The sequence below is a fragment of the Caballeronia sp. PC1 genome, from assembly GCF_021353155.1.
Lineage (GTDB): Bacteria > Pseudomonadota > Gammaproteobacteria > Burkholderiales > Burkholderiaceae > Caballeronia > Caballeronia cordobensis.
Map to the genome: position 1 here is coordinate 142475 of NZ_JAJUBH010000006.1, position 22897 is coordinate 165371.

Sequence of the window (22897 nt, forward strand, 5' to 3'; positions counted from 1 at the left end):
ATGAAGCCCATCATTCACCCGTTTTTCGACTCAGCGACCTGGACCGTGACATACGTGGTTTACGAGGAAGGTGATTCAGCGTGCGCCATCATTGACTCAGTGCTGGATTACGACCCGAAATCGGGCCGCACGTCTACGGCCAGTGCCGACAACGTGATTGCTTTCGTGCGCGAGCGCGGGCTGCGTGTCGAGTGGATTCTGGAGACCCATGCGCACGCCGACCATCTCTCTGCCGCCACGTATCTCAAGCGAGAAGTCGGTGGCCACATCGCGATCGGCAAGAACATCTGCCGGGTGCAAGGGGTGTTCAAGAAGCTCTTCAACCTGGAGCCCGAGTTTCGCCTCGATGGGTCGCAGTTCGACCATCTTTTCGCCGATGGCGAAACGTTTGCCATCGGCGGCTTGACAGGAAAGGCGATGCATGTGCCGGGTCACACGCCAGCTGACATGGCCTACCGGATCGGCGACGCCGTATTCGTCGGCGATACGCTCTTCATGCCGGACGTGGGCACCGCTCGTTGTGACTTTCCGGGCGGCGATGCGCACGAGCTCTATCGTTCCATACGCAAACTGCTGGACCTGCCGTTGCACACACGGCTCTTCATGTGCCATGACTATCCGCCCGAGGGACGCGAACCCACATGGGAAACGACAGTGGGTGCGCAGCGCGATGGCAACATCCATGTGCATGAGGGTGTGAGCGAGGAGCAGTTCGTGGCGATGCGGCAGGCACGCGATGCGACCTTGGCGATGCCCATGCTGATATTGCCGGCGGTACAGGTCAACGTCCGGGCGGGCGACCTTCCTCCGCCGGAAGAAAACGGAATCCGTTACCTCAAGATCCCGCTCAATGCTGTTTGATGCAGTGCTTGCCTGGCGTGGCGTCGAGAACGCCAGGCCGGCGCGTGGTTCAACGCTTTCAGGAAGTACCTCATGATTGTGCGCCCCCTCGCCACCGATCTTTCCGTTTCTCCTCAAATCAGTACTACTGATGTCTCAACTTTACAGGAACTCGGCTTTCGGTCGATTGTGTGCCACCGACCGGACGGGGAGGCGCCGAACCAGCCTTCGTTCAGAGAGATCGCTCACGCAGCGAACCTGGCCGGAATTCAGTCGATCTATCAACCGGTTGTACCGGGACAGGGTTTGATCGAAGAGGCCGTTGTGTTCGCAGCGCTTTGTGCCGAATTGCCCAAGCCGATCCTCGCCTATTGTCGCACCGGAACGCGGTCCACGACCCTGTGGGCGATGTCGCTGGCGGGCAATGTTACTTCGGCTATGGCGCGCGAGCGCACACAGCGAGCTGAATCCGATTCGGCAACCGTGGTGCCGGGAAACAAAGACGTACAGGCGGCGTTGGTGGAAGTTGTCGAGGCGGAACACACTGTAGTGATCGTCGGCGGGGGTGCGGCCGGAATCGCGGTGGCGTCAAGTTTGCGCGCCCGCGATCCCAAAATGGATGTCGCCATCATCGATCCTGCTGACACACACTATTATCAGCCAGGGTGGACGCTGGTGGGCGCCGGGATATTCGACGCCGCCGATACCGCGCGCACGATGGCCTCATGCGTACCTCCAGGCATTCATTGGATCAAAGCCGCCGTGCTAGCGTTCGAGCCCGACACTCACGCGGTGGTAATCGAGGGAGGGCGGAAGGTACGCTATCAGCGACTTGTCGTCTGCCCGGGGATCAAGGTCAACTGGCATGGCGTCGAAGGGCTCGTCGAAACACTGGGCCGCAACGGCGTGACCTCGAATTATCGTTTTGACCTCGCACCGTACACGGCGGATCTGGTCAAGCGAATGCGTGGCGGCACGGCGCTCTTTACTCAGCCGCCCATGCCCATCAAGTGTGCCGGCGCACCGCAAAAGGCGATGTATCTTTCGTGCGATACGTGGCGACGTAACGGTGTGCTGCAGAGCACGCAGGTGCAGTTCTTCAACGCAGGAGCCGCGCTATTTGGTGTGCCAGACTATGTGCCTGCGCTAATGGAGTATGTCGAGTCATACGGCATCGACTTGCGCTTCGGCCATACGTTGAGGAGCATCGATGGATCTCGCGGTCGCGCAACCTTCGAGCGCGTGCTAGCGGATGACAGCACGGACCGGGTCGAGTCGGATTTCGACATGATCCATGTGGTGCCCCCACAGACGGCGCCGGACTTCGTGCGCTCGAGTCCACTCGCGGACGCGGCCGGCTGGATCGATGTCGATCGCGGCACCCTGTGTCACACGAAGTATGAGGATATCTACGCGTTAGGCGACGCGATCAACGCCCCGAACGCAAAGACGGCGGCCGCCGCCCGCAAGCAGGCACCTGTCGTCGCACACAATGTTTTGGCAAGCCTGGGTCGCGTCGCTAGGATCGCACTGTACGACGGCTATGGATCATGTCCGCTAACGGTAGAGCACGGTAAGGTCGTGCTCGCGGAGTTTGTCTATGGTGGAAAGCTTGCACCGAGCTTTCCGGCCTGGCTGATCGACAGCACGCGGCCGTCGCGTCTAGCATGGTTCCTCAAGGAACGAGTTCTGCCGCCGCTTTACTGGAACGGCATGCTCAAGGGACGCGAGTGGATGGCGCGTCCTGCTCAGGTTGAGTGAACTTGAGCGCCGAATGCAATCGCGCCTGGTAAGGGCGGATTAAGCATTGGATTGTCGCTCGTGAAGGGCTTTGTGGAACAGCATGGCGGTACAGTGGTTGGCGATGGTGCGGTCATTCGGCGCGGATGTCCGATCAATTACCACAAACTGCCAAATCGCGACAACGCTGGTTCTTTATTGCAGAGCGTCACCGGGACCCAGTTCCGGGTCCCCGTCTTTTGAAGTGACGCCACGTGCGTGCTGCTTTGACTGATGGAGCGGTTCTAATCGGCACGGTAACCTTGCGGTCGCCCGGTTGCCGATCAAACCGGCCAGGGTTGTGTCATTTACCTGTCGGCGCGACGTCAGCCGATCTGTCGTCGGTGCGCGGCGCTACTCGCCATACAGCGTTGCCGACGTCGTCAGCCACAAGCAAGGCACCATGCGCGTCCAGTGCGACACCAACGGGTCGACCCACGGCGTAGCCGTCTGTCGTCAGGAAGCCGCTCAGGAAATCCTCAGGTACGCCAGCAGGTTTTCCATCGAAAAAATGGCACAAACACCACCTTGTAGCCGGTACGTGGTTTACGGTTCCATGACCCATGCTGGCCGACAAATGCGCCTCCACGATAATGAGGCGGAAACAGCGTTCGGTCGTAAAAGACCAGACCGAGCGAAGCCGTATGATTGCCGAGCGCATAGTCCGGCGCGATGGCTTTTGCAACCAGATCGGGGCGTTGCGGTTTGACGCGGGTGTCGATGTGCTGTCCGTAGTAGCTGTAGGGAAAGCCATAAAAAAGCGCCATCTTTCACGGCGGTCATGTAGTCGGGGACAAGATTGTTGCCGAGATCGTCGCGCTCATTGACTGCCGTCCACAACGCGCCACTGTCCGGTTGCCAGGCAAGTCCGTTGGCGTTGCGCAATCCAGTCGCATAGGGCCGCACATGGCCCGTGTCGATGTCGAACACGAGGATACGCGCTCGACCTTCTTCGGCGTCGACTCCATTTTCCCCCGCGTTGCTGTTCGATCCCACCGTGATGTACAGATGCTTGCCGGAGCGATCCGCCAGGATGTTCTTGGTCCAGTGATGGTTGATCGGCCCTGCCGGCAAGTCGGCAACCTTGACCCCGGGGCTTGTTATCTGGGTGCTGCCCGTCACATAGTTGAAACGCAGCAGAGCGTCCGTATCGGCAACATAGAGTTGATTGCCGATGAGCGCCATCCCGAACGGCGAGTGGAGGCCACCCAGAAACACGGTCTGAGTCCTCGCGACGCCGCTGCCATCCACATCGCGCAACAGCACAATGCGATCGGGGCTCGGCACACCGGCGCCGGCGCGCTTCATGACCTGCTTTCTGACCCAGCCGAATAGGCCGCTGCCCTTATCGTGTTCTTTTGGCGCGTCGCTTTCCGCGACCAGCACGTCACCATTGGGCAGCGTGTAAAGCCAGCGCGGGTGGGCGAGGCCACCGGCAAACCCGTGACGCGGTGCCTGCGGGAGCAGTGGGCGTGAAATCGTCGGGGCGCGCCTGAACAGGCGCGATGTTGACCATCGGAATCAAGGACGATTCCGGTGCCGGCATGACGGGCGACGAGCCGAAGCCGGTGTTGCTTGAAGCTGATGGCCCAATCGCACAAGAGGCCAGCGGCAAAACCAGTGAAATAGCCAGACGGTTTAGCAGGCGCATGTAGGTTCCGAGTGAACAGCGTTAATCGACGGTGTACGGGACGAACAGCAATAAACCGGCCATGACGTTGCCTGTTAAATGCGCAAACTATTCGGTGATTCAAGTGGAAAACCTCGGGCTCCCGGCTTCGGTCGTGCTGACCCCATTGACGGTCGTGCGGGAACAGCAGCGGAGTCGAGCATCCGAATATCTCCTCCCCCGGCGTCAGCTTTCCTTAAGATAAAGTCGCTAGGGTCTGTTTACATTTGCCGAAATGTGCTTACATCTCATCTTTTGCGTAAGTTTGCGGATGAGCCGAACACTGTTAAACGACGACGTATGGAAGCGATTAGAGCCGCTGTTGCCCGGCAAGCAAGGAGATGCGGATCGTCGATGCACGGACAATCGCATGTTCGTTGAGGCCGTGCTGTGGATTGCTCGCACAGGCAGTCCTTGGCGCGATTTGCCGGAGGAGTTCGGTCGATGGCATACGGTGTACATACGTTTCTCACGATGGCGTCGCAAAGGCGTGTGGGAACGTGTCGCACAGGCACTGGCCGAGCACGGCGAAATCGAGCATGTGCTGATCGATTCGACCATTGTCAGAGCCCACCAGCATGCAGCCGGCGCACTGAAAAAAACGGAGCGCAGGGGCTCGGACGATCGCGAGGGGGGCTGAGCACCAAGATTCATCTGGCAGTCGATGCAGCAGGTCGAGCGTTGCGATTGATCATCACCGAGGGTCAGGTCGCGGATATCGCGTGCGCGCAGGAATTGGTCGAGGGCCTGCGCGCCAACGCGATCATCGCCGACAAGGGCTACGACGCTGACGTCTTCGTCAAAAGCATTCGCGCCAGCCGTGCCAAAGCGGTTATCCCGCCACGCTCGAACCGCAAAACACGCCGTCGCTACGATCGAGCCCTGTATCGGCAGCGCAATCTGGTCGAGCGATTCTTTAGCCGTATCAAGCATTTCCGTCGCGTCGCCACTCGATATGACAAACTCGCCCACAGTTACCTCACATTTGCCTCAATCGCATGCACCTTTGGCCCGCTCGTGAATGTGAACAGGACCTAGCATCTATCGGATTTGCGTAGTGCTTTTTTCAGGCCAGCAGGCAATGTCCCGGGCGTAGTTGAAGGTTGAAGGCGGCGGTTCCCCGTTGGAAATCCGAGAGAATCGGGTTTCGACGACCAACTTCCCGGACAGGGAACCAAGGAGAACCGCCAAATGAAGCGTACCAAGAAGAAGCCCCAAAGCGCCAGCGCGCCGTTGCACGTGGTGCCCAAGCAGGACCCGGAAGGACTGCGTGCCTGTTTTGCCGAGAACAGTCAGCTCCTGTTGCCCATGCTCGATCTGATTCAGAACACCCGCGCGAGCATCGACGAGTTGATGCACGAAGCCGGCCGTAGCCTTGTCGAGCAACTGCTGGTGATCTCGGCGACGGAAGTCGCCGGCGAGAAGCATCCGGGCCGCAGAGGCGGCGAGATCCGCTGGCACGGCTCGCAGCAAGGCCAGATTGTGATGGACGAACGCAAGTTGAACGTGAAGCGGCCGCGCCTTCGGCGTCGTGGCGGCGGCGAAGTGCCGGTCCCCGCCTACGAGCAATTGAACGAGAATCCGCGGCTCGCCGAGCGCGTGCACGAGATCATGGTCACGGGCGTGTCGACGCGCAAATATGCCAAGGTCCTGCCCGAGATGGCCGGCACCGTTGGCATCTCCAAGAGCAGCGTCTCGCGCGAGTTCATCAAGGCCAGCCAGACGGCGCTCACCGAGCTGATGGGGCGGCGCTTCGATGACAAGGACTTTCTGGCGATCTACCTTGACGGCATCATCGTCGACTCACGTCACATCATCGCCGCTATCGGCGTGGACAGCCCCGGCGAGAAACACCTCCTGGGTCTCGCGAGCGGGTCGAGTGAGAACGCCCAGGTCGTCAAGGATCTGTTGCGCGGACTGATCGAGCGCGGCGTGCCTGCGGATCGCGAATACCTGTTCGTGATCGATGGTTCCAAAGCGCTGCGCTCGGCCATCGAGGAGTTCTTCGGCGAACGCGCCCACGTGCAGCGCTGCCGTGTGCACAAGCAGCGCAACGTCCTCGAGCGCCTGCCCAAGGAGAGCGTTTCGCAAACCGCCGCGATCATGAAGGCCGCCTACAAGTTGTCGACCGACGATGGCATCGCCAAGCTCAAGACGCACGCGGCGTGGCTCAAGGCCGACTATCCGGACGCCTCGGCCGCACTGCTCGAGGGGCTGGAGGAAACTTTCACGGTGAACAAGCTGGGCCTGACGCCGGCGCTCATGCGCGGGCTGTCGACGACCAACATCATCGAGAATCCCAACGGCGCGGTGCGCCGTGTCGCGGGGCGCGTGAAGCGCTATCGCGACGCCGACATGGCGTTGCGCTGGACAGCCGCGGGCTTCCTGGAAGCTGAGAAGCACTTCCGAAAAATCCTCGGCGTGAATGAACTCTGGATTCTCGCTGCGGCCTTGAAACGGTCACGCTCGAAATCAATTGACCATGATCGGAAGGTTGCCTAACCTATGCCGCACCCGCCGTCCCAACCTTCAACTGTCTTCGGGACATCGCCGGCCAGCAACTCAAGATTCGCAGGCCGCGCATCCCCATCGATTCATCAAGTCGTGACAACTTGAGGAGCAAGAATGGCGAAGATCTACAAAATGCAGCGTCCGGCATATGACGCGGTCGCACGCACACTGCACTGGCTAACCGTCCTGTTGGTCGCAATGCAATTTGTGATCGGCTGGACGATGCCGGACGTTCACAAAGACACGCAGCCGGTTGATCTGATCGCGTGGCATCTTGGGGTGGGCGCGACGCTCGTCGCCGTCATTGCAATCCGGGTGATCTGGCGATTGACGCATTGGCCCACGCCGGATGAACTGCCACCGCTACTCAGCGTCGTTTCGCGCATAACGCATGTTCTCCTCTACGCCGCCCTGGTGCTGGTGCCGCTGCTCGGCTGGATCAATGCGTCCTCAAGAGGCTGGGCGGTCCGCTTGCTGGGCGTAGTGTCCTATCCGGCGCTGAGCGAAACAGGCTCCCGCTTCGGCCACGCGATGGGCGATGTGCACGGCATCCTCGCATGGGTGCTCTTCGCGTTGATAGGTCTGCATGTCGTCGCAGCGCTGTTCCACCGCTTTGTCCTGAAGGACCATGTGCTGCAAAGGATGCTGCCCCACGCAAGGCCGTCGCCTGATCAGGTCGAGACCGCTAGGGTCCGCCAATGCCTAACACTCACAAGGAACCGCATCGAATCAAGGCGATCGGGTGGCTACGCGCTGCGGTCCTTGGCGCGAACGACGGCATCATTTCGACGGCAAGTCTGATAATCGGCGTCGCGTCCGCGCATGCCGAACACGGCCATCTGGTGCTGACCGGCCAGGCCGGATTGGCAGCCGGCGCGATGTCGATGGCGACAGGCGCGTACGTATTGGTCTCGTCGCAAGCGGATACAGGAACTGCGGCTTCCTGCCGATGCTTGCTTCGTGGCGGCATGCGGTGCGCCGGGACTTGTGCGACGGGTGTTGTGAATCGCGCAATTTCAGGACGGGCGGTTGAGCTCGCGCTTGTTTGCTGCGCGTCCGACCTTTCTTCTGATGCCGCAGACTTGGCCCAATGTATTCGTACCTCATGTTTTCCCAAGCCGTTCGCATGAATCAACCGGCGAACCACAGCCATCGTCGCGAAAGCTGGCATCAAAATCGGAAGGACGGACTGTTGAAGCCTCAGAGCGGATGTGGATCGGGATGAAAGACCGCCGTTGCCGAGCACCGCAGCCGCGGATTGCCCGTCTTTAAAGAAAGAGGAATGCCGCGCCTGCGGTGATGGTTGGTGCGAGCGCGGCGCCGAGCAATCTCAGGGGGCTTACCGCGCCTCCAGAGAACCGATGTCCCACTATCGCCAAGCCGGCCGGGTTGGGCGCGTTAGCAATTACGGTCAATCCGCCCCCAGTAACAGCTCCTGCCACGAGCAGATACTTTGCGCTGTCAGACAAACCAGATAATAGTGACCCCAGATAAGTGATGGCGGCATTATCCATCACCGCGGTCAGCCCGGTAGCGCCAAAAAAGAGAGTCAGCGCATCCATAGAACCCACGACCGGCCCCAGCCACCATTGTTGCAGTCCGCCGAGCACAATCAAGCCGCCGAGGAAGAATGCAACCAGGAGGCTTTCACGAAGCATGAGCGGCGATTGATGGCGCTCGTAAGCCTGGGTATATCCAAGGAAAAAGAGAAATGCTCCGATGAAAACGACCGCATGATGTGAATTGACGACGACCAGCGCAAGAAATCCTAGATGGACAAGTGTCACGCCGACAGGGACGCGCTTCAGTCCCGAAGTCTCATCGTCTTTGCTGACCTGTAGCCTCGGTATGCTATTCGCGGTTAGCCCAACGAAGACAGTCGCATTAAGAAGCACTGCGGCCGCCGCTTTCCAGCCAAATGTCGCCGCCATGAACGCGGTGTTCCATCCCCACACATTTGCAACCATTAATACTGGCGGGGCCGCATATGCAGTTATAACGCCGCCGATCGAAACATTAACGAAGAGCAACGCAAGGCCAAAATATTTGACGCGCTCCGGCGTCTGAGCAACGAACAACCGGTCACGTAGCAAGAGCGCCGCGAGCGTCATAGCAGCCGGCTCCGTTACGAAGGAACCGAGAAGCGGGATGGCAGACAAGGAGAACCAGACGATCGCCACTTCCGTGCGCACCGGAAGGAAACGAGACAGCCCAATCACCGCATTCGTGACAAGCACCAAAATCGGCCGGCTCGCCGCCATGACCATGATCACAAAGACAAAGAGCGCCTCTGTGAACTCGCGATGCTCTAAGTAGCCGACGGTCGCCTCGGCCCCAACAAGCACCCACATGACAAGACACAGCACAAGCGCCCAAAAGCCAAAGATGACCTCGACCTCTGCAAGAAAATGGAAGAGACCTGAGTGCTTAGGAAAGCGCCGGCCAAGTGTCTCGATTCGCGCTACGGCGAAAGTGTGGATGAGTGCGAGTGCGAAAATGACAGCGGCAGCAATTTCAATGAAATGAGGCATTGGTGGAAAGCGCGTGCGGAAGCAAACCCGCGAGTTCATTGTATTCATATCTTACAACAACCATTCACCGCGGAAAGCGGACGGGCGCCAGTCCATTGAGGCAGTTCGTGACACGAGCGGCGATACCCAAGAGGAGCTATCAACGCGTTGTTACCTCTTTCTCAGGGCTACAACGTCACTGATGCGGCGATCGTGGAGGAAGCGGACCCGTGCCAATACGGTATCGGCTAGCATCTGCTATTGACCGCGCCTACAAAGCGCACAACCTCGCCGCTGGCAACCTCAATTGCGATCAACGTGCAAGCAACAGCGAGGTGAGCGGGCGGAACGTGTCGCGTCTCTAAGATCCGCGTAAGTGGCTTTGGCTGGATAGCTCGGGATTGCGAACCCGTCACTCCGGATGCGAAAAGCGGCCCTAGGCATTTATGGCACAATGTGCTTCTTCTGAAGGCTGGTGCTCGCAATGCCTGTTAGCCGATCTCAACTCGCGTGCAGTTTCCCTTAGGTTTACCTTGGTAACGTTGTGGCTTCCCGCGAGCTTTGCGCAACAGAGCAAACAACTCTTCTTCTCAAGGCATTAATCGACAGGCGATCGCAATCGTGTTGTGTCCAAGTTATGAGAACGTCCAGAAAATTCGTGCGCTTGTCCAGCCACACCCTTGATCCGAATGTGCTGGAACGTTGGCGATCGAGCGTGCTCAGCGGCGGCTTTGCCGTTTTGTTCGTAGCACTGATCGCACGCGCATTTTGGGTACAAGGCATTAACGATGCGTTTTACCGCCAACAGGGAGAATTGCGGCAGGTGCGCGACTGGCCAACGCATGCTTCACGCGGTAGGATCCTTGATCGTAACGGATTGGCGCTTGCCATCAGCAGTCCAACTCGTTCGCTCTGCGTGGACGCGTCAGGCACCGACGAGCGCATTTCGCGACAGCAGATCGACGCGCTCGCTCGGCTTATAGACGTAAGGCCGACTGCGATCGAGCAGATTTACGCAGCACATCGCGGATTCGCCTATCTGAGGCGGGAAGTGCCACCTGATGTCGCCGAACGTGCGCTGCGTCTCGGCCTTCCCGGACTTTTTGCGCAGGATGACTATCGACGGTCGTACCCGGAAGGCGAGATCGCCGCCCAGATCACCGGCTTTACGGGCCAGGATGGAAGCGGGCAGGAAGGGATGGAGCGTTTCGCTGAACAGCGCCTGCGCGGAGCGGACGGACATCGACGGGTGCTTCGCAATACCCGCGGACAGGTGATTGACACCCTCAGCGTTCAAGCGCCCCGCAACGGCCGCGACCTCGCGCTCGCGATTGATCGTTCATTGCAGTATGCTGCGTTCGGCGCTTTGCGCGACGCGGTGAGGCGATCAAATGCGAGATCAGGTTCCGCTATCGTACTGGATGCACACACCGGCGAAGTTCTCGCCATGGCCAACTGGCCGAGCTACGATCCGAATCAGCACGATGCACGAAGTGGCATGGAAGTGCGCAATCGCGCCGTGACGGACGTCTTCGAGCCAGGCTCGGTGATGAAGCCGCTGACTATTGCGCTCGCGTTGCAGCGAGGACGAATTGCGCCCAACACAATCGTCCCTACCGACGGTGGGAAACTTCGACTCGATGGGCGAACCATTCACGACGACAAGAACTTCGGCACTCTCACCACCGCAGGGGTCGTTGAGAAATCGAGTAACGTGGGCACGACCAAGATTGCCTTGCTGCTCTCGGCTGCTGACATGTACGGAAACTTTCACGCGTTGGGGCTCGGTCACGCGCCTCGTGCTGGACTTCCCGGCGCGGCGGCAGGAAGGGTGCGCCCTTATCGCCACTGGCGCCGGATCGAGCAAGCGACGATGGCTTACGGTTACGGACTTTCCGCGTCGCTGCTGCAGCTTGCCCAAGCTTATACGAGCTTCGCGAATGGCGGGCGGATTGTGCCCGCGACAATCTATCGCCGAGATTCAGGATTATCGATGCCAGTGGGACGCCGCGTCTATTCGGAACGGGTTGCACGACAAGTGCTTGGGATGATGGAGAATGTGGTTTCCGCCGACGGTACTGCGCCGCAGGCCGCCGTGCCAGGTTACTCCGTCGCCGGTAAGACGGGAACCGCGTACAAATGGACGACAAAGGGCTACGATCGTCAGCAATATCGGGCTTCGTTCATTGGAATCGTGCCTGCTAAGCGGCCAAGAGTGGTGATTGCGGTATCGATTGACCGGCCACTGCATGGATCACATTTCGGCGGCGCCGTTGCTGGGCCGCCATTTGTCACGATCGCAACGCAAGCGATGCAAGTCTTGAATGTCGCGCCAGACAAGTCCACCGGGAAGAAGGCAGGCGTCCAGGCCACGATGTAGCGCCACTCACTGGTCGGCGAGCGACATGACGGTCGCACCGGGAGGTTGCTCGACGCCTTAACATGAAGTAGACCCACCTGATTTACGCCACGGCATATGCATATACCATTTTCGAGAAGGCTTCAGGAAACAAGAGTGAGCGCGCGCCAGCTGCTTGCGTTGCTGTGTCTTGTCGGTCCAGTGTGCGCGCACGCCGCTACTTGTAGTGAGACGCAAGAGGTACGCATCGTCGGTGATGCGCCTGCCGCGATTAGCTACGACATTTTCCAGGCGAGTCGACCAGTCGATGCGCGAAAGCTTCCATCGTTCATCGCTGCGCAGCAGGTCAAAATGCTTCCGGATGGAACTCTCGCATGTATCGTTACCGACGACGGTGTGGCCGACCCGGCGGCGATTCTAATTCAGGTCCCAAATGAACCCGTGAACTATTGGGTGAGGAGTTGGAACGTCGAGTTCCTGAGCGCTGCCTACTAGACGCGTGTGCGCATGGTGTGCGTCGAGCGAACCAGTTGAGCAACCGTCGTAGCGTCGCGGCCTTCGTCAGAAGCCTACCGCCAGCGCAAACGACTGCGTTGCGGGCCGCTATCCGCGATGGTCAACCGGTCGGACTCGACGTACCGATTTTGCCTACCGCTTTGGGGCGTATGGTAATGTGAAGGCGGCTTGCACCAATGGATGCTCTCTCTTAGCCGCCGCCTCGTTGCAAAGTCGGCCCGCAGAGTCCTAACGCGGTGTTGACGATAGCGAGGTGTGTGAGGGCTTGTGGGAAGTTTCCGGCGAGTTGCCTGCTCGGGGCGTTGTACTGCTCTGAAAGTAGGCCAAGATCGTTTGCAACGGAGAGTACGCGTTCGAACTGCATCTTAGCTTCCGCTGTGCGCCCTTGCATTTGCAGACAATCGGCCATCCAACACGAACACGCCAAAAAAGCGCCTTCGTTCGGTTCGGACGAAGCCTTCTTGTGCCGACGTATCAAACCCTTCTCATCCAAGTCACAGCGAATCCTTTCGATGGTCGAGGCCATGCGAGCATCGTCGGCAGGTAGGAAGCCGACGAGCGGCATCAAAAGCAGACTTGCATCCAACTCCTCACCTCCGTAGAACTGGGTGAAGGCGCCGAGTCCGTCGTTCCAGCCTTCACGGCAGATCTCCGCGTGGATGGTCTCACGCAATGCGGTGAACCGCGCGATGAGATGGGCGTCTACGCCTTCGATCGAGGATCGATGTTCGACGAACCGATCAAACGCGACCCATGCCATCACCCGAGAGTAGGTGAAGTGACGTGGTTTGGCGCGCGACTCCCAGATCCCCGAACCGGGTGTGTTCCAGACGGACTCAAGATGCTCGACAATGCGCCGTTGCACAATATCATCCTGGCTTGACGGCGGCATGCCCGCGCGACGTGCCACGTCGAGGCAGTCTATGACTTCGCCGAGGACATCCACCTGGTGCTGACCCGCAGCGGCATTGCCGATGCGTACGGGGCGGGCGTAACGGAAGCCCTGTAGCCAGTCAACGTTCCATTCATGCACGTGCCGCCCGCCATCGACGCGGTACAGGACCTGGATGTGCTCCGGCGAGCCGGCAATGGTGCGCAATACCCAATTGCGCCACGCGTATGCCTCTGCATCGAAGCCGGCATTCAGGAGCGCGACCATGGCAAAGCTTGTATCTCGCAGCCAGCTATATCGGTAATCCCAGTTGAGTTCGGCCGCGGGCGCCTCAGGTAGCGATGTGGTGGGCGCAGCAACGATCGCGCCGGTACCATGGTGAGTCAACGCTTTCAAGGTGAGGAGCGAGCGTTTCACGGCGCCAGGCCACTCGGTGCGCGCGGTATCGAACTTGCCGATCCAGCCACGCCAATAAGTTTGCGTATCGAGAAGCGCGGCCTCTGCATTGACGGCGCGCGGTAGCGGCTGATGCGACCTACCGTAGCTCATGACGAAAGCGATACGGGCACCGGCGGCAACGTCGAATACAGCTTGGATGATGTCGTCGGCTAATGACAGTTGCACATCGGTGCGCAAGACGACCTGGTCAGGTCCGATGCCAGCCTGTAGCGTACGGTCGATCCGCTCCACCCAAGGCGAGAGGCGCCCATAGTCGAAGCGCAGACGCAAAGTAGAACGCATCGTGACGGTCCCTCGCAATCCGACGACGATGCGTACTACCGAACTGGGGAAGTTGCCGACCGGCATGAAGTCGATGATGCGGACATGGCCGCCAAGCGTTTCAAAGTCGGTTTCGACGATGACGGTGTCAGGCTCGTAGCGGCGGTCTTGCCGGACCACTGCCTCGTCCGGTGCTAGAGACCAGGAGCCGTTCTCGGGGGTGCCAAGTAACGCTGCGAAGCACGCATCGTCATCAAAGCGCGGCCAGCAAAGCCAGTCGATCGAGCCGTCGCGGCTCAGTAGGGCCGCCGTGCTTCCGTCGCCGAGCAGTGCGTAGTCTTCGATCTGGCGGGTCATTTCGAGGACCCCGAGCGCCGCAAAAGACTCACCAAACCCACGGCGCCAAGGCAAGCAAGCGACCAGAACAACGTGCGATGGCGATCCGTGAACATTTCCCAGCTCTGCTGCTTGGCCTGCTCATCGAAGCGTCCGTGTGCGCTGAAGTCTCCAGGTACCGGTTCGAAGAGATTGTTGGGCGAACCCGGCACTAATGATTCGGCGGTCAGCTGACCGCTGTAACCGCTTTTCGCAAGATAGCGATCAATGAGCGCAGGCGCGACACGGTTGGCGAGGATCGCCTTGACTGTCGGGAAGCCCACCCAGACCTCGCGCCGACGGTGAGTCGCGGCGAAGTAAATGGCGCGCGCGGCGACTTCAGGCTGGAAAATAGGAGCGACGGGCCGCGCACGCTTGCCCATTTTGTTGAGCGCCCAGTCGAACTGGGGGGTGTTCACGGCAGGCAGGTCGACCATGGTCAGATGAACGTTCAGCCGGTCGTGAATGATTTCAGATCGTAACGAATCGGTGAAACCGCGAATGGCGAATTTTGCGCCGCAGTAGGCCGATTGAAGGGGAACCGACCTGTACCCTAGGGCAGAACCGACGTTCACGATCGTGCCTCGATTGCGCACACGCATGCGTGAAAGTGCGGCCATCATGCCGTGCACCTGTCCGAGATAGGTGACTTTGGTGGCGCGTTCGATTTCTTCGGGGGTCAACAAGGACACGGGCGCAAAGGCAGTCGCCATCGCGGCGTTCACCCAGACGCTTATCGGCCCGAGTGTCTCTTCAACTTCTGTTGCCGCGGCATCGACCGCGCCTGCATCGGCTACGTCAGTTGAAATGGGCAGTGCGCGCACGCCGTAGGCGTTGCGGAGTTCCTTGGCTGCGCGTTCGAGCCGCCCGGCGTCGCGCGACAGCAGCGCGACATCGAAACCATGACGGGCGAACTCTTCGGCCGAGGCTCGTCCTACTCCCGCGCCTGCCCCCGTCACAACGACTACCTTCTTCATAATAACCTCGTCCTAGAGTTCGCCCCTTGCCGCTAACGCCTCGATGCGATCCGCGGTACGCATCGCGATCGCCTGAATGGTGAGAGAAGGATTCACACCGCCGACGGTCGGAAACACAGAGCCGTCGCAGATCCACAGATTGTCGATGTCCCAGCTCCGGCAGTCCGCATCGACGACGCTCGTCGCGGGATCGTCGCCCATGCGCGCGGTGCCGTTCAGATGACACGTATCGTCGTCCTGACGCCATACGTCGCGCGCGCCGGCTGCATCGAGCGCCATGCTCATGTAATCGAGCGAATGCTTCACGAGACGCCTGTCGTTGTCGCATAGCGAATAGGTGACGCGCGCGACCGGCAGGCCGTACTGATCCTTCTCGTCGGCGAGCGTCACGCGGTTGCGCTCCTGCGGCATCGTTTCGCCGACGATCTTCAAGCCCGCCTGATGATTGTACTTGCGCATCTCGTCGACGAGCGCCTGGCCCCACAATCCGCGCCCGTTCTGCACGGCGGCCCATGCGACCGGCAGCGGCCCCTGGCTCATGTAGCAATAGCCGCCGAAGAAGTCCTTGCCCTTGTCTTCGTAATTCCAGTGCTCGGTCATCGAAAGCGACGGCGGCCCCTTGTACCAGCGCACCTCTTCTTCCATCGTGCCCCACGCGGCCTGATTCAACTGCACCATCAGATTTTTTCCGACGAGGCCGGAGCTGTTCGCGAGGCCATCGCGATAGCGGTCCGTCGCGGACATCAGCAAGAGACGCGGCGTTTCGATCGCATAGCCCGCGACGACGACATTGCGCGCACGCTGGAAGCGCCATCGTCCTTCGCGGAAGTATTCGACGCCGGTCGCGCGGCCATCGTCGCCCATGACGATGCGGCCGACCATCGCGAGATCGCGAATCTCGGCACCGGCGCGCACTGCACGCGGTATCCATGTGACGAGCGCGCTTTGCTTCGCGTTGGTCGCGCAACCCGACACGCAAAATCCGCGATAGACGCACGGATGCGCTTCGCCGCGCGGCGCGGATACGGTCGCGAGCGGCGTCGGCGTCCAGTCGATGCCGAGCGCTTCGCAGCCGCGCGCGAGCACGAGCGCAGCCGCGTTCAGCTCATGCGGACGATACGGATAACGCGGCCTTTTCGGTCCCCACGGATACGTGACCGGTCCCGCGATCTTCAGCGCATTCTCGACTTGCGCGTAGTAGCGCCACATCTCGCGCCAGTCGAGCGGCCAGTCCGCGCCATAACCGAGCAAGGCCCGCGACTTGAACCACTCGGGACGAAAGCGCAGCGACACCATCGCGAAGTGCACGGTGCTGCCGCCAACTGCCTTGCCGCTATTGTTGTTGCCGAGCTTGAGCGGATCGTCGCCGTCGCAGATGCGCTCGTCGGTCCAGAAGAGTTTCGATTGATGCGTCTCGTCCGATGCGAACTCTTCGAGGGGACGCCACCATGCGCCCGCATCGAACGCGACGACGCGAAAGCCTTTCTCCGCGAGACGGCATGCGAGCGTGCCGCCGCCCGCGCCCGTGCCGACGATCGCGAAATCGACCGCATCGTCTTCGTCGTATTCGCGCATCGGCAGCCACGCGCCATGATGGAAGACATCGGGCGCGCGTCCGTGCTTGCCGCGCGGCGCATGTTGCGGATCATCGGACACGCTGGTTCTCCTTCTTGGCGCGTGCTTCGTCGCCGGGCTTCGCTTCGACCGCGTCCCACGGATCGCGGCGATCGAACACCATGCGGACATAGCCGCGCGGATTCGCCGGTCCGCCGAAACCGATCTCGCTCCACGCGCGCGGATGCGAGTAATACGCACCGCAGATGTCGCGCAGCACGCGCATCGAGAAGAAGAGCGCGGGCGGCATGCGGCGCCATGCACCGTGATTCAACGTGCCTTGCTGCATGTCGCGCAGCAGCGCGTTCTGCGCTTCCTTGCCGATGCTCGCAAAGGGCAGTTCATGACGCGCGCGGCTTTCGGCATCGAGTGCGGCAAGGCCGATGCGCCATGCTTCGCGCATCGGTGGAAGACGCGTATCGCGATATCCGTCGCCGGTGTCTTTCACGAGCTCGGCATCGAGCAATGCGGGCAATGGCACGGGCTCGCGCTCGTCGTCCTGCGGCACGATGCACGCGCACAGCGCACGCAACGCGATCCATTCGACGGCATCGAAGAAGCGCGCTTCTTCCGGCGTCGCGAGACGTTCGTCGATGACCTTGCGCGTGATGTCGTCCCATGAGGGCGTATCGCGTTTCTTCGTGACGTCGTAGCCGGGATAGCGAGGCAGCGTCATCGCTCGGTCTCCCGCAGGCGCAATGCGGCGAGGGCCGCGAGCGCGAGCGCCGAAAAGCTCGGCGGCGCGGGCAAGGGCGGACCGTTGAAGAGATTCTGGCTCCAGTTGCGCCAGCCGCCCTGATTGCGCGCAATGCCGCGCGCATGAAAGCCCACGCCGATGAAACCGAGCGCCGTCGTCATGCGCAGCCAGAGCCGCGTGAACCAGCGCTCGCGCGGTGCCGCGATCGCGGCGTTCACGAGCAACGCGGACGCCACCGGCGGAATCACGATGGGGGCATACATCACCGGATTCTGGAACGCGCCGCGAAAATGCAGCAATGCGACTTCGCCGAGCGTGCCGGCGATGCCCGCGCTCGTCAGCAGCGCGAGCGCCTGTCCCGCCGGCATGCCGAACATTCGTGGCTCATGCGCGGGCTCGTCGCGCAGTCTTTCGGCGACGGCACCCAGCGCGCCCGAAAGCAGCAAGGCCATTGGGGCGCCGATCGGGGCGGCATAGAAGAGGTTATGCCAGCTCCATCCACCGGGACGCTTCGTGATGTTGTAGAGATGAAATCCGGTGCCAGCCACGCCCGCGAGCGCCGCGCCGAGATAGACCGAATCGCGTACCAGATGGCGCTGCGTCTCGTGATCGCGTCCGCCGTGCAGGCCCGCCAGCAGGGAGAGAGTGGAGGCGACGAGCGGCGTGAACATCGCGGGGTTGTCGAAGGAGCCGCGGTAGTGCTCCATCGCGCTATCCGCGAGCACGGAAAGCGCGAGCAGCGCGGAGCTGCGATTGAAGGTGCGCGCCGTATCGATATGCGTCTCCATCGGCGTTTCATGCGTGCGCGTTTTTCTGCCGATCAAGGCCGCGCCCGCAGCGGCGATGCCGCAGGCAATCGCGATGTTCCCTGACGTGATGTGCTTCATCGATCATTCCGTTGTCGTCTACGCGGCGAAGCGTTGCGCGTCCGCGTGTTTGAAATCGAGTCCGCAGCCGGGCCGAGAGAGGTCCGGCGCAATGGCGCCATCGATCGCGCGGGGCGCGCCGTCGAACAGCATCTGCTCGATGCGGACGTGATCGTGAAACCATTCCTGATGCCGCAAGCGAGGCGCGGCGCACGCGACATGCAAATGCATCGCGGGCGCGCAATGCGCGGAGAGCGGCACATGAAACGCATCGCACAGTGCCGCGACGCGCAGAAATCCGGTGATGCCGCCGCAACGCGTGACGTCGGCCTGCAGCACATCGATCGCTTGATTCGCGAGCAGCGCGCGGAAGTCGTCGAGCGTGTAGCCGTATTCGCCCGCCGCGAGTTCCATGTGCGCGGGCAACGCATTTCTTATCGATGCGAGTCCGGCGATGTCATCGGACGAAACGGGCTCTTCGAACCACATGACGTCGTGTTCCGCGAACAAGGCCGCGTAATGGAGCGCCTGCTTTCGATCGAGCGCGCCATTCGCATCGACGAAGAGTCCCGCATCGCGGCCGATCACTTCACGCGCGACACGCACGCGGTCCGGATCGCGGGAAGGTTCGCTGCCGATTTTGATCTTGACCCAGCGACAGCCGTTTTCGTGGACCCAATGCGCGAGCTGATCGCGCATGTCGTCGTCGGTATAGGTCGTGAAGCCGCCGCTGCCATAGAGCGGCACGCGCGCCCGCACGATGCCGAGCAGCCGCGCGAGCGGCATGTCGAGCAGACGCGCCTTCGCGTCCCACAGCGCGCAATCGATCGCGGAGATCGCCGTGGCCGCGAATCCCGAGCGGCCGATGTTGCGCACGCGCTGTTGCAGGCGCAGCCAGAGCGCGTCGATATTCCAGGCGTCTTCGCCGATGAGCAGGGAGCCGAGCGTCGCCTCAATGAACTTCGCGACGCTCGCATCGCTGTACGTATAGCCGATGCCTGTCTTGCCCGCCGCGACAATCTCGACGATGACGAGCGTCGTCGAATTCCATGCGAAGGTGCCGTCAGCTTCGGGCTTGTCGGTGGGAATGGTGTAGGCGCGCGTTCGAATCGTTTCGATCGGCGCCTCGCGCTTGGACAGATGCATGAACGATCACTTTTCCTTGTGGCCCGGCAGCACGGCGCTCAGCACCTGCTTCGCCGTATCGACGATCACATGGCTCTGGCTCGGATCGCCCTTCATGAGCGTGGTCGCGAACGCCTTCGCCTGCGCGATCGTGATATGCGGCGGCAGCGGCGGCACGTTCGGATCGGCCTTCACTTCGATCACGACGGGACGGTCCGCCGCGAGCGCTTCGTCCCACACGGCGGCCATGCGTTCGTCATCGTCGACATAAAAGCCCTTCAGCCCGATCAGTTCCGCGAACTTGTGATAAGGCACCGACGGAATGTCCTGCGATGCCTCGAACTTCGGATCGCCTTCCATCACGCGCTGTTCCCACGTGACCTGATTCAGGTCTTCGTTGTTGAGGACCATGCAGATCCAGCGCGGATTCGACCATTGCTTCCAGTACTTCGCGACCGTGATGAGCTCGGCCATGTTGTTCATCTGCATCGCGCCATCGCCGACGAGCGCGATCACCGGCCGCGCAGGGTGCGCGAATTTCGCCGCGATCGCGTAAGGCACGGCCGCGCCCATCGATGCGAGGCCGCCCGAGAGCGAGCACATCATGCCGCGCTTGACCTTCAGATCGCGCGCGTACCAGTTCGCGACCGATCCGGAATCGCTCGTAACGATTGCGTTCGCGGGCATGCGCGGCGACAGTTCCCACACCGTGCGCTGCGGATTCACGCCGCCTTTCGCGGGCTCTATCGCGCGCTTTTCCAGCTTCTTCCACCAGTCGCCGATCCAGCTTTCGATGTCCTCGCGCCACGCGTGATCGGTTTTCTGTTGCAGAAGCGGCAGGAGCGCGCGCAAGGTCTCCGCGCTGTCGCCGACGAGATTGACCTCCATCGGATAGCGGATCGACAGCATGTCCGCCTTGATGTCGATCTGCACGCCGCGCGCCGCGCCTTCCTTCGGCAGGAATTCGGAATAGGGAAAGCCCGAGCCGATCATGAGCAGCGTGTCGCATTCGGTCATCATCTTGTAGCTCGGCTCGGTGCCGAGCAGACCGATAGAACCGGTGACGAAGGGCAGGTCGTCGGGTAGCACAGCCTTGCCGAGCAGCGCCTTCGCGACGCCCGCGCCGAGCTTTTCTGCTATCGCGATGACTTCATCTGTTGCGTGCAGCGCGCCCGCCCCGACGAGTATCGCGACCTTCTTGCCGTCGTTGAGCACGTCAGCGGCGCGTTGCAGGTCGTCGTCCTGCGGCACGGTCTTCGGCGCGCGATACCCGACGCCCGAATGCAGCGTGCCGTGCTTGCGGCCTGGCGGCTCGTAATCGAGGTCCTGCAGGTCGTTGGGCAGTACGAGCGCCGTTACCTTGCGCCCGATAGCGCGATGCGCACCGCGCGATCGACGAGGTGACGAATCTGCGAGGGCACGCTCGCCTGTTGAACGAAGGCGCCGGCGACGTCCTTAAACATCGCGGGCAGATCGACTTCCTGCTGATAGTGTCCGCCCAATGCCGCGCGCGCCTGCTGGCCCGCGATGGCGAGGACGGGCATGTGATCGAGACGCGCATCGTAGAGACCGGTGACGAGATGCGCCGCGCCCGGACCCGATGTCGCGATGCACACGCCCAGCTCACCCGTGAACTTCGCATGCGCCGACGCCATGAATGCAGCCATCTCTTCATGACGCGCCTGAATGAATTCGATCTTGCCTTTAGCGCGACTGAGCGCGCCGAATACGCCGTTGATGCCGTCGCCGGGATAACCGTAAATGCGACGCACGCCCCAGGCATGCAAACGATCGACAAGGAAGTCGCCCACAGTCGCAGCCATCGCTTTCTCCAAAAATCGCCTCGGTAATTGGCCTACAACTGCATAACGATCAGAGAGCGTAGGCACGACGGTCTCTTTGACGCAATACCTATGCCGTCGCGCGTCACCGCGCGAGCATTTTTCCCTCTCATTCGAGAAAGCTGGCGATGTCCCGAAGACAGTTGAAGGTTGGGACGGCGGGTGCGGCATAGGTTAGGCAACCTTCCGATCATGGTCAATTGATTTCGAGCGTGACCGTTTCAAGGCCGCAGCGAGAATCCAGAGTTCATTCACGCCGAGGATTTTTCGGAAGTGCTTCTCAGCTTCCAGGAAGCCCGCGGCTGTCCAGCGCAACGCCATGTCGGCGTCGCGATAGCGCTTCACGCGCCCCGCGACACGGCGCACCGCGCCGTTGGGATTCTCGATGATGTTGGTCGTCGACAGCCCGCGCATGAGCGCCGGCGTCAGGCCCAGCTTGTTCACCGTGAAAGTTTCCTCCAGCCCCTCGAGCAGTGCGGCCGAGGCGTCCGGATAGTCGGCCTTGAGCCACGCCGCGTGCGTCTTGAGCTTGGCGATGCCATCGTCGGTCGACAACTTGTAGGCGGCCTTCATGATCGCGGCGGTTTGCGAAACGCTCTCCTTGGGCAGGCGCTCGAGGACGTTGCGCTGCTTGTGCACACGGCAGCGCTGCACGTGGGCGCGTTCGCCGAAGAACTCCTCGATGGCCGAGCGCAGCGCTTTGGAACCATCGATCACGAACAGGTATTCGCGATCCGCAGGCACGCCGCGCTCGATCAGTCCGCGCAACAGATCCTGACGACCTGGGCGTTCTCACTCGACCCGCTCGCGAGACCCAGGAGGTGTTTCTCGCCGGGGCTGTCCACGCCGATAGCGGCGATGATGTGACGTGAGTCGACGATGATGCCGTCAAGGTAGATCGCCAGAAAGTCCTTGTCATCGAAGCGCCGCCCCATCAGCTCGGTGAGCGCCGTCTGGCTGGCCTTGATGAACTCGCGCGAGACGCTGCTCTTGGAGATGCCAACGGTGCCGGCCATCTCGGGCAGGACCTGGCATATTTGCGCGTCGACACGCCCGTGACCATGATCTCGTGCACGCGCTCGGCGAGCCGCGGATTCTCGTTCAATTGCTCGTAGGCGGGGACCGGCACTTCGCCGCCGCCACGACGCCGAAGGCGCGGCCGCTTCACGTTCAACTTGCGTTCGTCCATCACAATCTGGCCTTGCTGCGAGCCGTGCCAGCGGATCTCGCCGCCTCTGCGGCCCGGATGCTTCTCGCCGGCGACTTCCGTCGCCGAGATCACCAGCAGTTGCTCGACAAGGCTACGGCCGGCTTCGTGCATCAACTCGTCGATGCTCGCGCGGGTGTTCTGAATCAGATCGAGCATGGGCAACAGGAGCTGACTGTTCTCGGCAAAACAGGCACGCAGTCCTTCCGGGTCCTGCTTGGGCACCACGTGCAACGGCGCGCTGGCGCTTTGGGGCTTCTTCTTGGTACGCTTCATTTGGCGGTTCTCCTTGGTTCCCTGTCCGGGAAGTTGGTCGTCGAAACCCGATTCTCTCGGATTTCCAACGGGGAACCGCCGCCTTCAACCTTCAACTACGCCCGGGACATTGCCAGAAAGCTT

General features: G+C 61.2%; 12 protein-coding genes and 6 pseudogenes. 8 read left to right on the plus strand and 10 right to left on the minus strand.

The genetic code is table 11. The annotated features are described in order from the left end of the window. Together LY284_RS38295 and LY284_RS38300 are read left to right on the plus strand one after the other, a co-directional pair. Entirely contained in the window at positions 1-861 is an 861-nt protein-coding gene (locus LY284_RS38295) for an MBL fold metallo-hydrolase (protein ID WP_008344666.1), read from the plus strand. Between the two features lie 72 nt (positions 862-933). Beyond that, the gene (locus LY284_RS38300) at positions 934-2601 is read left to right on the plus strand and encodes a bifunctional protein tyrosine phosphatase family protein/NAD(P)/FAD-dependent oxidoreductase (RefSeq protein ID WP_233392445.1); all 1668 of its coding nucleotides are present in this window, start codon (positions 934-936) and stop codon (positions 2599-2601) included. 322 nt (positions 2602-2923) lie between these two features. Here the strand turns inward: LY284_RS38300 and LY284_RS38305 are convergent. Beyond that, positions 2924-4270: pseudogene (locus tag LY284_RS38305) on the minus strand (PQQ-dependent sugar dehydrogenase). Positions 4271-4559: 289 nt separating this feature from the next. Here LY284_RS38305 and LY284_RS38310 point away from each other — a divergent pair. The 4 genes and pseudogenes from LY284_RS38310 to LY284_RS38325 all read left to right on the plus strand — a co-directional run. Next, a pseudogene (locus LY284_RS38310) lies at positions 4560-5326 on the plus strand (IS5 family transposase). Positions 5327-5479: 153 nt separating this feature from the next. Continuing rightward, on the plus strand, positions 5480-6790 hold the full coding sequence (locus LY284_RS38315) for an IS256 family transposase (protein WP_008345072.1): 1311 nt from the start codon (positions 5480-5482) through the stop codon (positions 6788-6790). A gap of 123 nt (positions 6791-6913) precedes the next feature. Next, positions 6914-7471, plus strand: a pseudogene (locus LY284_RS38320) (cytochrome b); the annotation flags it as partial. Positions 7472-7497: 26 nt separating this feature from the next. Then, positions 7498-7740 (plus strand): annotated as a pseudogene (locus LY284_RS38325) (VIT1/CCC1 transporter family protein); the annotation flags it as partial. Between the two features lie 327 nt (positions 7741-8067). Here LY284_RS38325 and LY284_RS38330 read toward each other — a convergent pair. Continuing rightward, positions 8068-9330, minus strand: coding sequence for a putative Na+/H+ antiporter (locus LY284_RS38330; protein WP_233392448.1), 1263 nt, complete (start codon positions 9328-9330; stop codon positions 8068-8070). A gap of 643 nt (positions 9331-9973) precedes the next feature. Here LY284_RS38330 and LY284_RS38335 point away from each other — a divergent pair. Continuing rightward, entirely contained in the window at positions 9974-11689 is a 1716-nt protein-coding gene (locus LY284_RS38335; protein ID WP_233392451.1) for a penicillin-binding protein 2, read from the plus strand. A 135-nt stretch (positions 11690-11824) separates the two neighbouring features. Further along, the gene (locus tag LY284_RS38340) at positions 11825-12163 is read left to right on the plus strand and encodes a hypothetical protein (protein WP_233392453.1); all 339 of its coding nucleotides are present in this window, start codon (positions 11825-11827) and stop codon (positions 12161-12163) included. A gap of 211 nt (positions 12164-12374) precedes the next feature. On the opposite strand, the gene LY284_RS38345 is transcribed toward LY284_RS38340, so the two are convergent. The 8 genes and pseudogenes from LY284_RS38345 to LY284_RS38380 all read right to left on the minus strand — a co-directional run bounded on the left by LY284_RS38345 (position 12375) and on the right by LY284_RS38380 (position 22774). Beyond that, the gene (locus LY284_RS38345; protein WP_233392454.1) at positions 12375-14153 is read right to left on the minus strand and encodes a glycoside hydrolase family 15 protein; all 1779 of its coding nucleotides are present in this window, start codon (positions 14151-14153) and stop codon (positions 12375-12377) included. Further along, positions 14150-15148: an SDR family oxidoreductase gene (locus LY284_RS38350; RefSeq protein ID WP_233392456.1), complete on the minus strand. Its 999-nt coding sequence runs from the start codon at positions 15146-15148 to the stop codon at positions 14150-14152. The genes LY284_RS38345 and LY284_RS38350 overlap by 4 nt, the downstream gene beginning before the upstream one ends. 12 nt (positions 15149-15160) lie before the next feature. Continuing rightward, entirely contained in the window at positions 15161-16804 is a 1644-nt protein-coding gene (locus tag LY284_RS38355; RefSeq protein WP_233392458.1) for a GMC family oxidoreductase, read from the minus strand. Beyond that, a complete protein-coding gene (locus tag LY284_RS38360; protein ID WP_233392187.1) occupies positions 16794-17438 on the minus strand; it encodes a gluconate 2-dehydrogenase subunit 3 family protein in 645 nt (214 codons plus the stop codon). The genes LY284_RS38355 and LY284_RS38360 overlap by 11 nt, the downstream gene beginning before the upstream one ends. Further along, on the minus strand, positions 17435-18346 hold the full coding sequence (locus tag LY284_RS38365; RefSeq protein ID WP_008344650.1) for a hypothetical protein: 912 nt from the start codon (positions 18344-18346) through the stop codon (positions 17435-17437). Before LY284_RS38365 ends, LY284_RS38360 begins: the two co-directional genes overlap by 4 nt. Before the next feature lie 18 nt (positions 18347-18364). Continuing rightward, a complete protein-coding gene (locus tag LY284_RS38370) occupies positions 18365-19471 on the minus strand; it encodes an enolase C-terminal domain-like protein (RefSeq protein ID WP_008344649.1) in 1107 nt (368 codons plus the stop codon). Positions 19472-19477: 6 nt separating this feature from the next. After that, positions 19478-21273 (minus strand): annotated as a pseudogene (locus LY284_RS38375) (thiamine pyrophosphate-requiring protein). Positions 21274-21465: 192 nt separating this feature from the next. Further along, positions 21466-22774: pseudogene (locus tag LY284_RS38380) on the minus strand (IS256 family transposase). Positions 22775-22897 lie beyond the last annotated feature (123 nt).

Excerpts from the sequence above, each read along its gene's own strand:
- LY284_RS38370 (WP_008344649.1), bottom strand. The coding sequence starts at position 19,471 with ATGCATCTGTCCAAGCGCGAGGCGCCGATCGAAACGATTCGAACGCGC.
- LY284_RS38360 (WP_233392187.1), bottom strand. The coding sequence starts at position 17,438 with ATGACGCTGCCTCGCTATCCCGGCTACGACGTCACGAAGAAACGCGAT.
- LY284_RS38300 (WP_233392445.1), top strand. The coding sequence starts at position 934 with ATGATTGTGCGCCCCCTCGCCACCGATCTTTCCGTTTCTCCTCAAATC.
- LY284_RS38345 (WP_233392454.1), bottom strand. The coding sequence starts at position 14,153 with ATGACCCGCCAGATCGAAGACTACGCACTGCTCGGCGACGGAAGCACG.
- LY284_RS38330 (WP_233392448.1), bottom strand. The coding sequence starts at position 9,330 with ATGCCTCATTTCATTGAAATTGCTGCCGCTGTCATTTTCGCACTCGCA.
- LY284_RS38295 (WP_008344666.1), top strand. The coding sequence starts at position 1 with ATGAAGCCCATCATTCACCCGTTTTTCGACTCAGCGACCTGGACCGTG.
- LY284_RS38350 (WP_233392456.1), bottom strand. The coding sequence starts at position 15,148 with ATGAAGAAGGTAGTCGTTGTGACGGGGGCAGGCGCGGGAGTAGGACGA.
- LY284_RS38365 (WP_008344650.1), bottom strand. The coding sequence starts at position 18,346 with ATGAAGCACATCACGTCAGGGAACATCGCGATTGCCTGCGGCATCGCC.
- LY284_RS38315 (WP_008345072.1), top strand. The coding sequence starts at position 5,480 with ATGAAGCGTACCAAGAAGAAGCCCCAAAGCGCCAGCGCGCCGTTGCAC.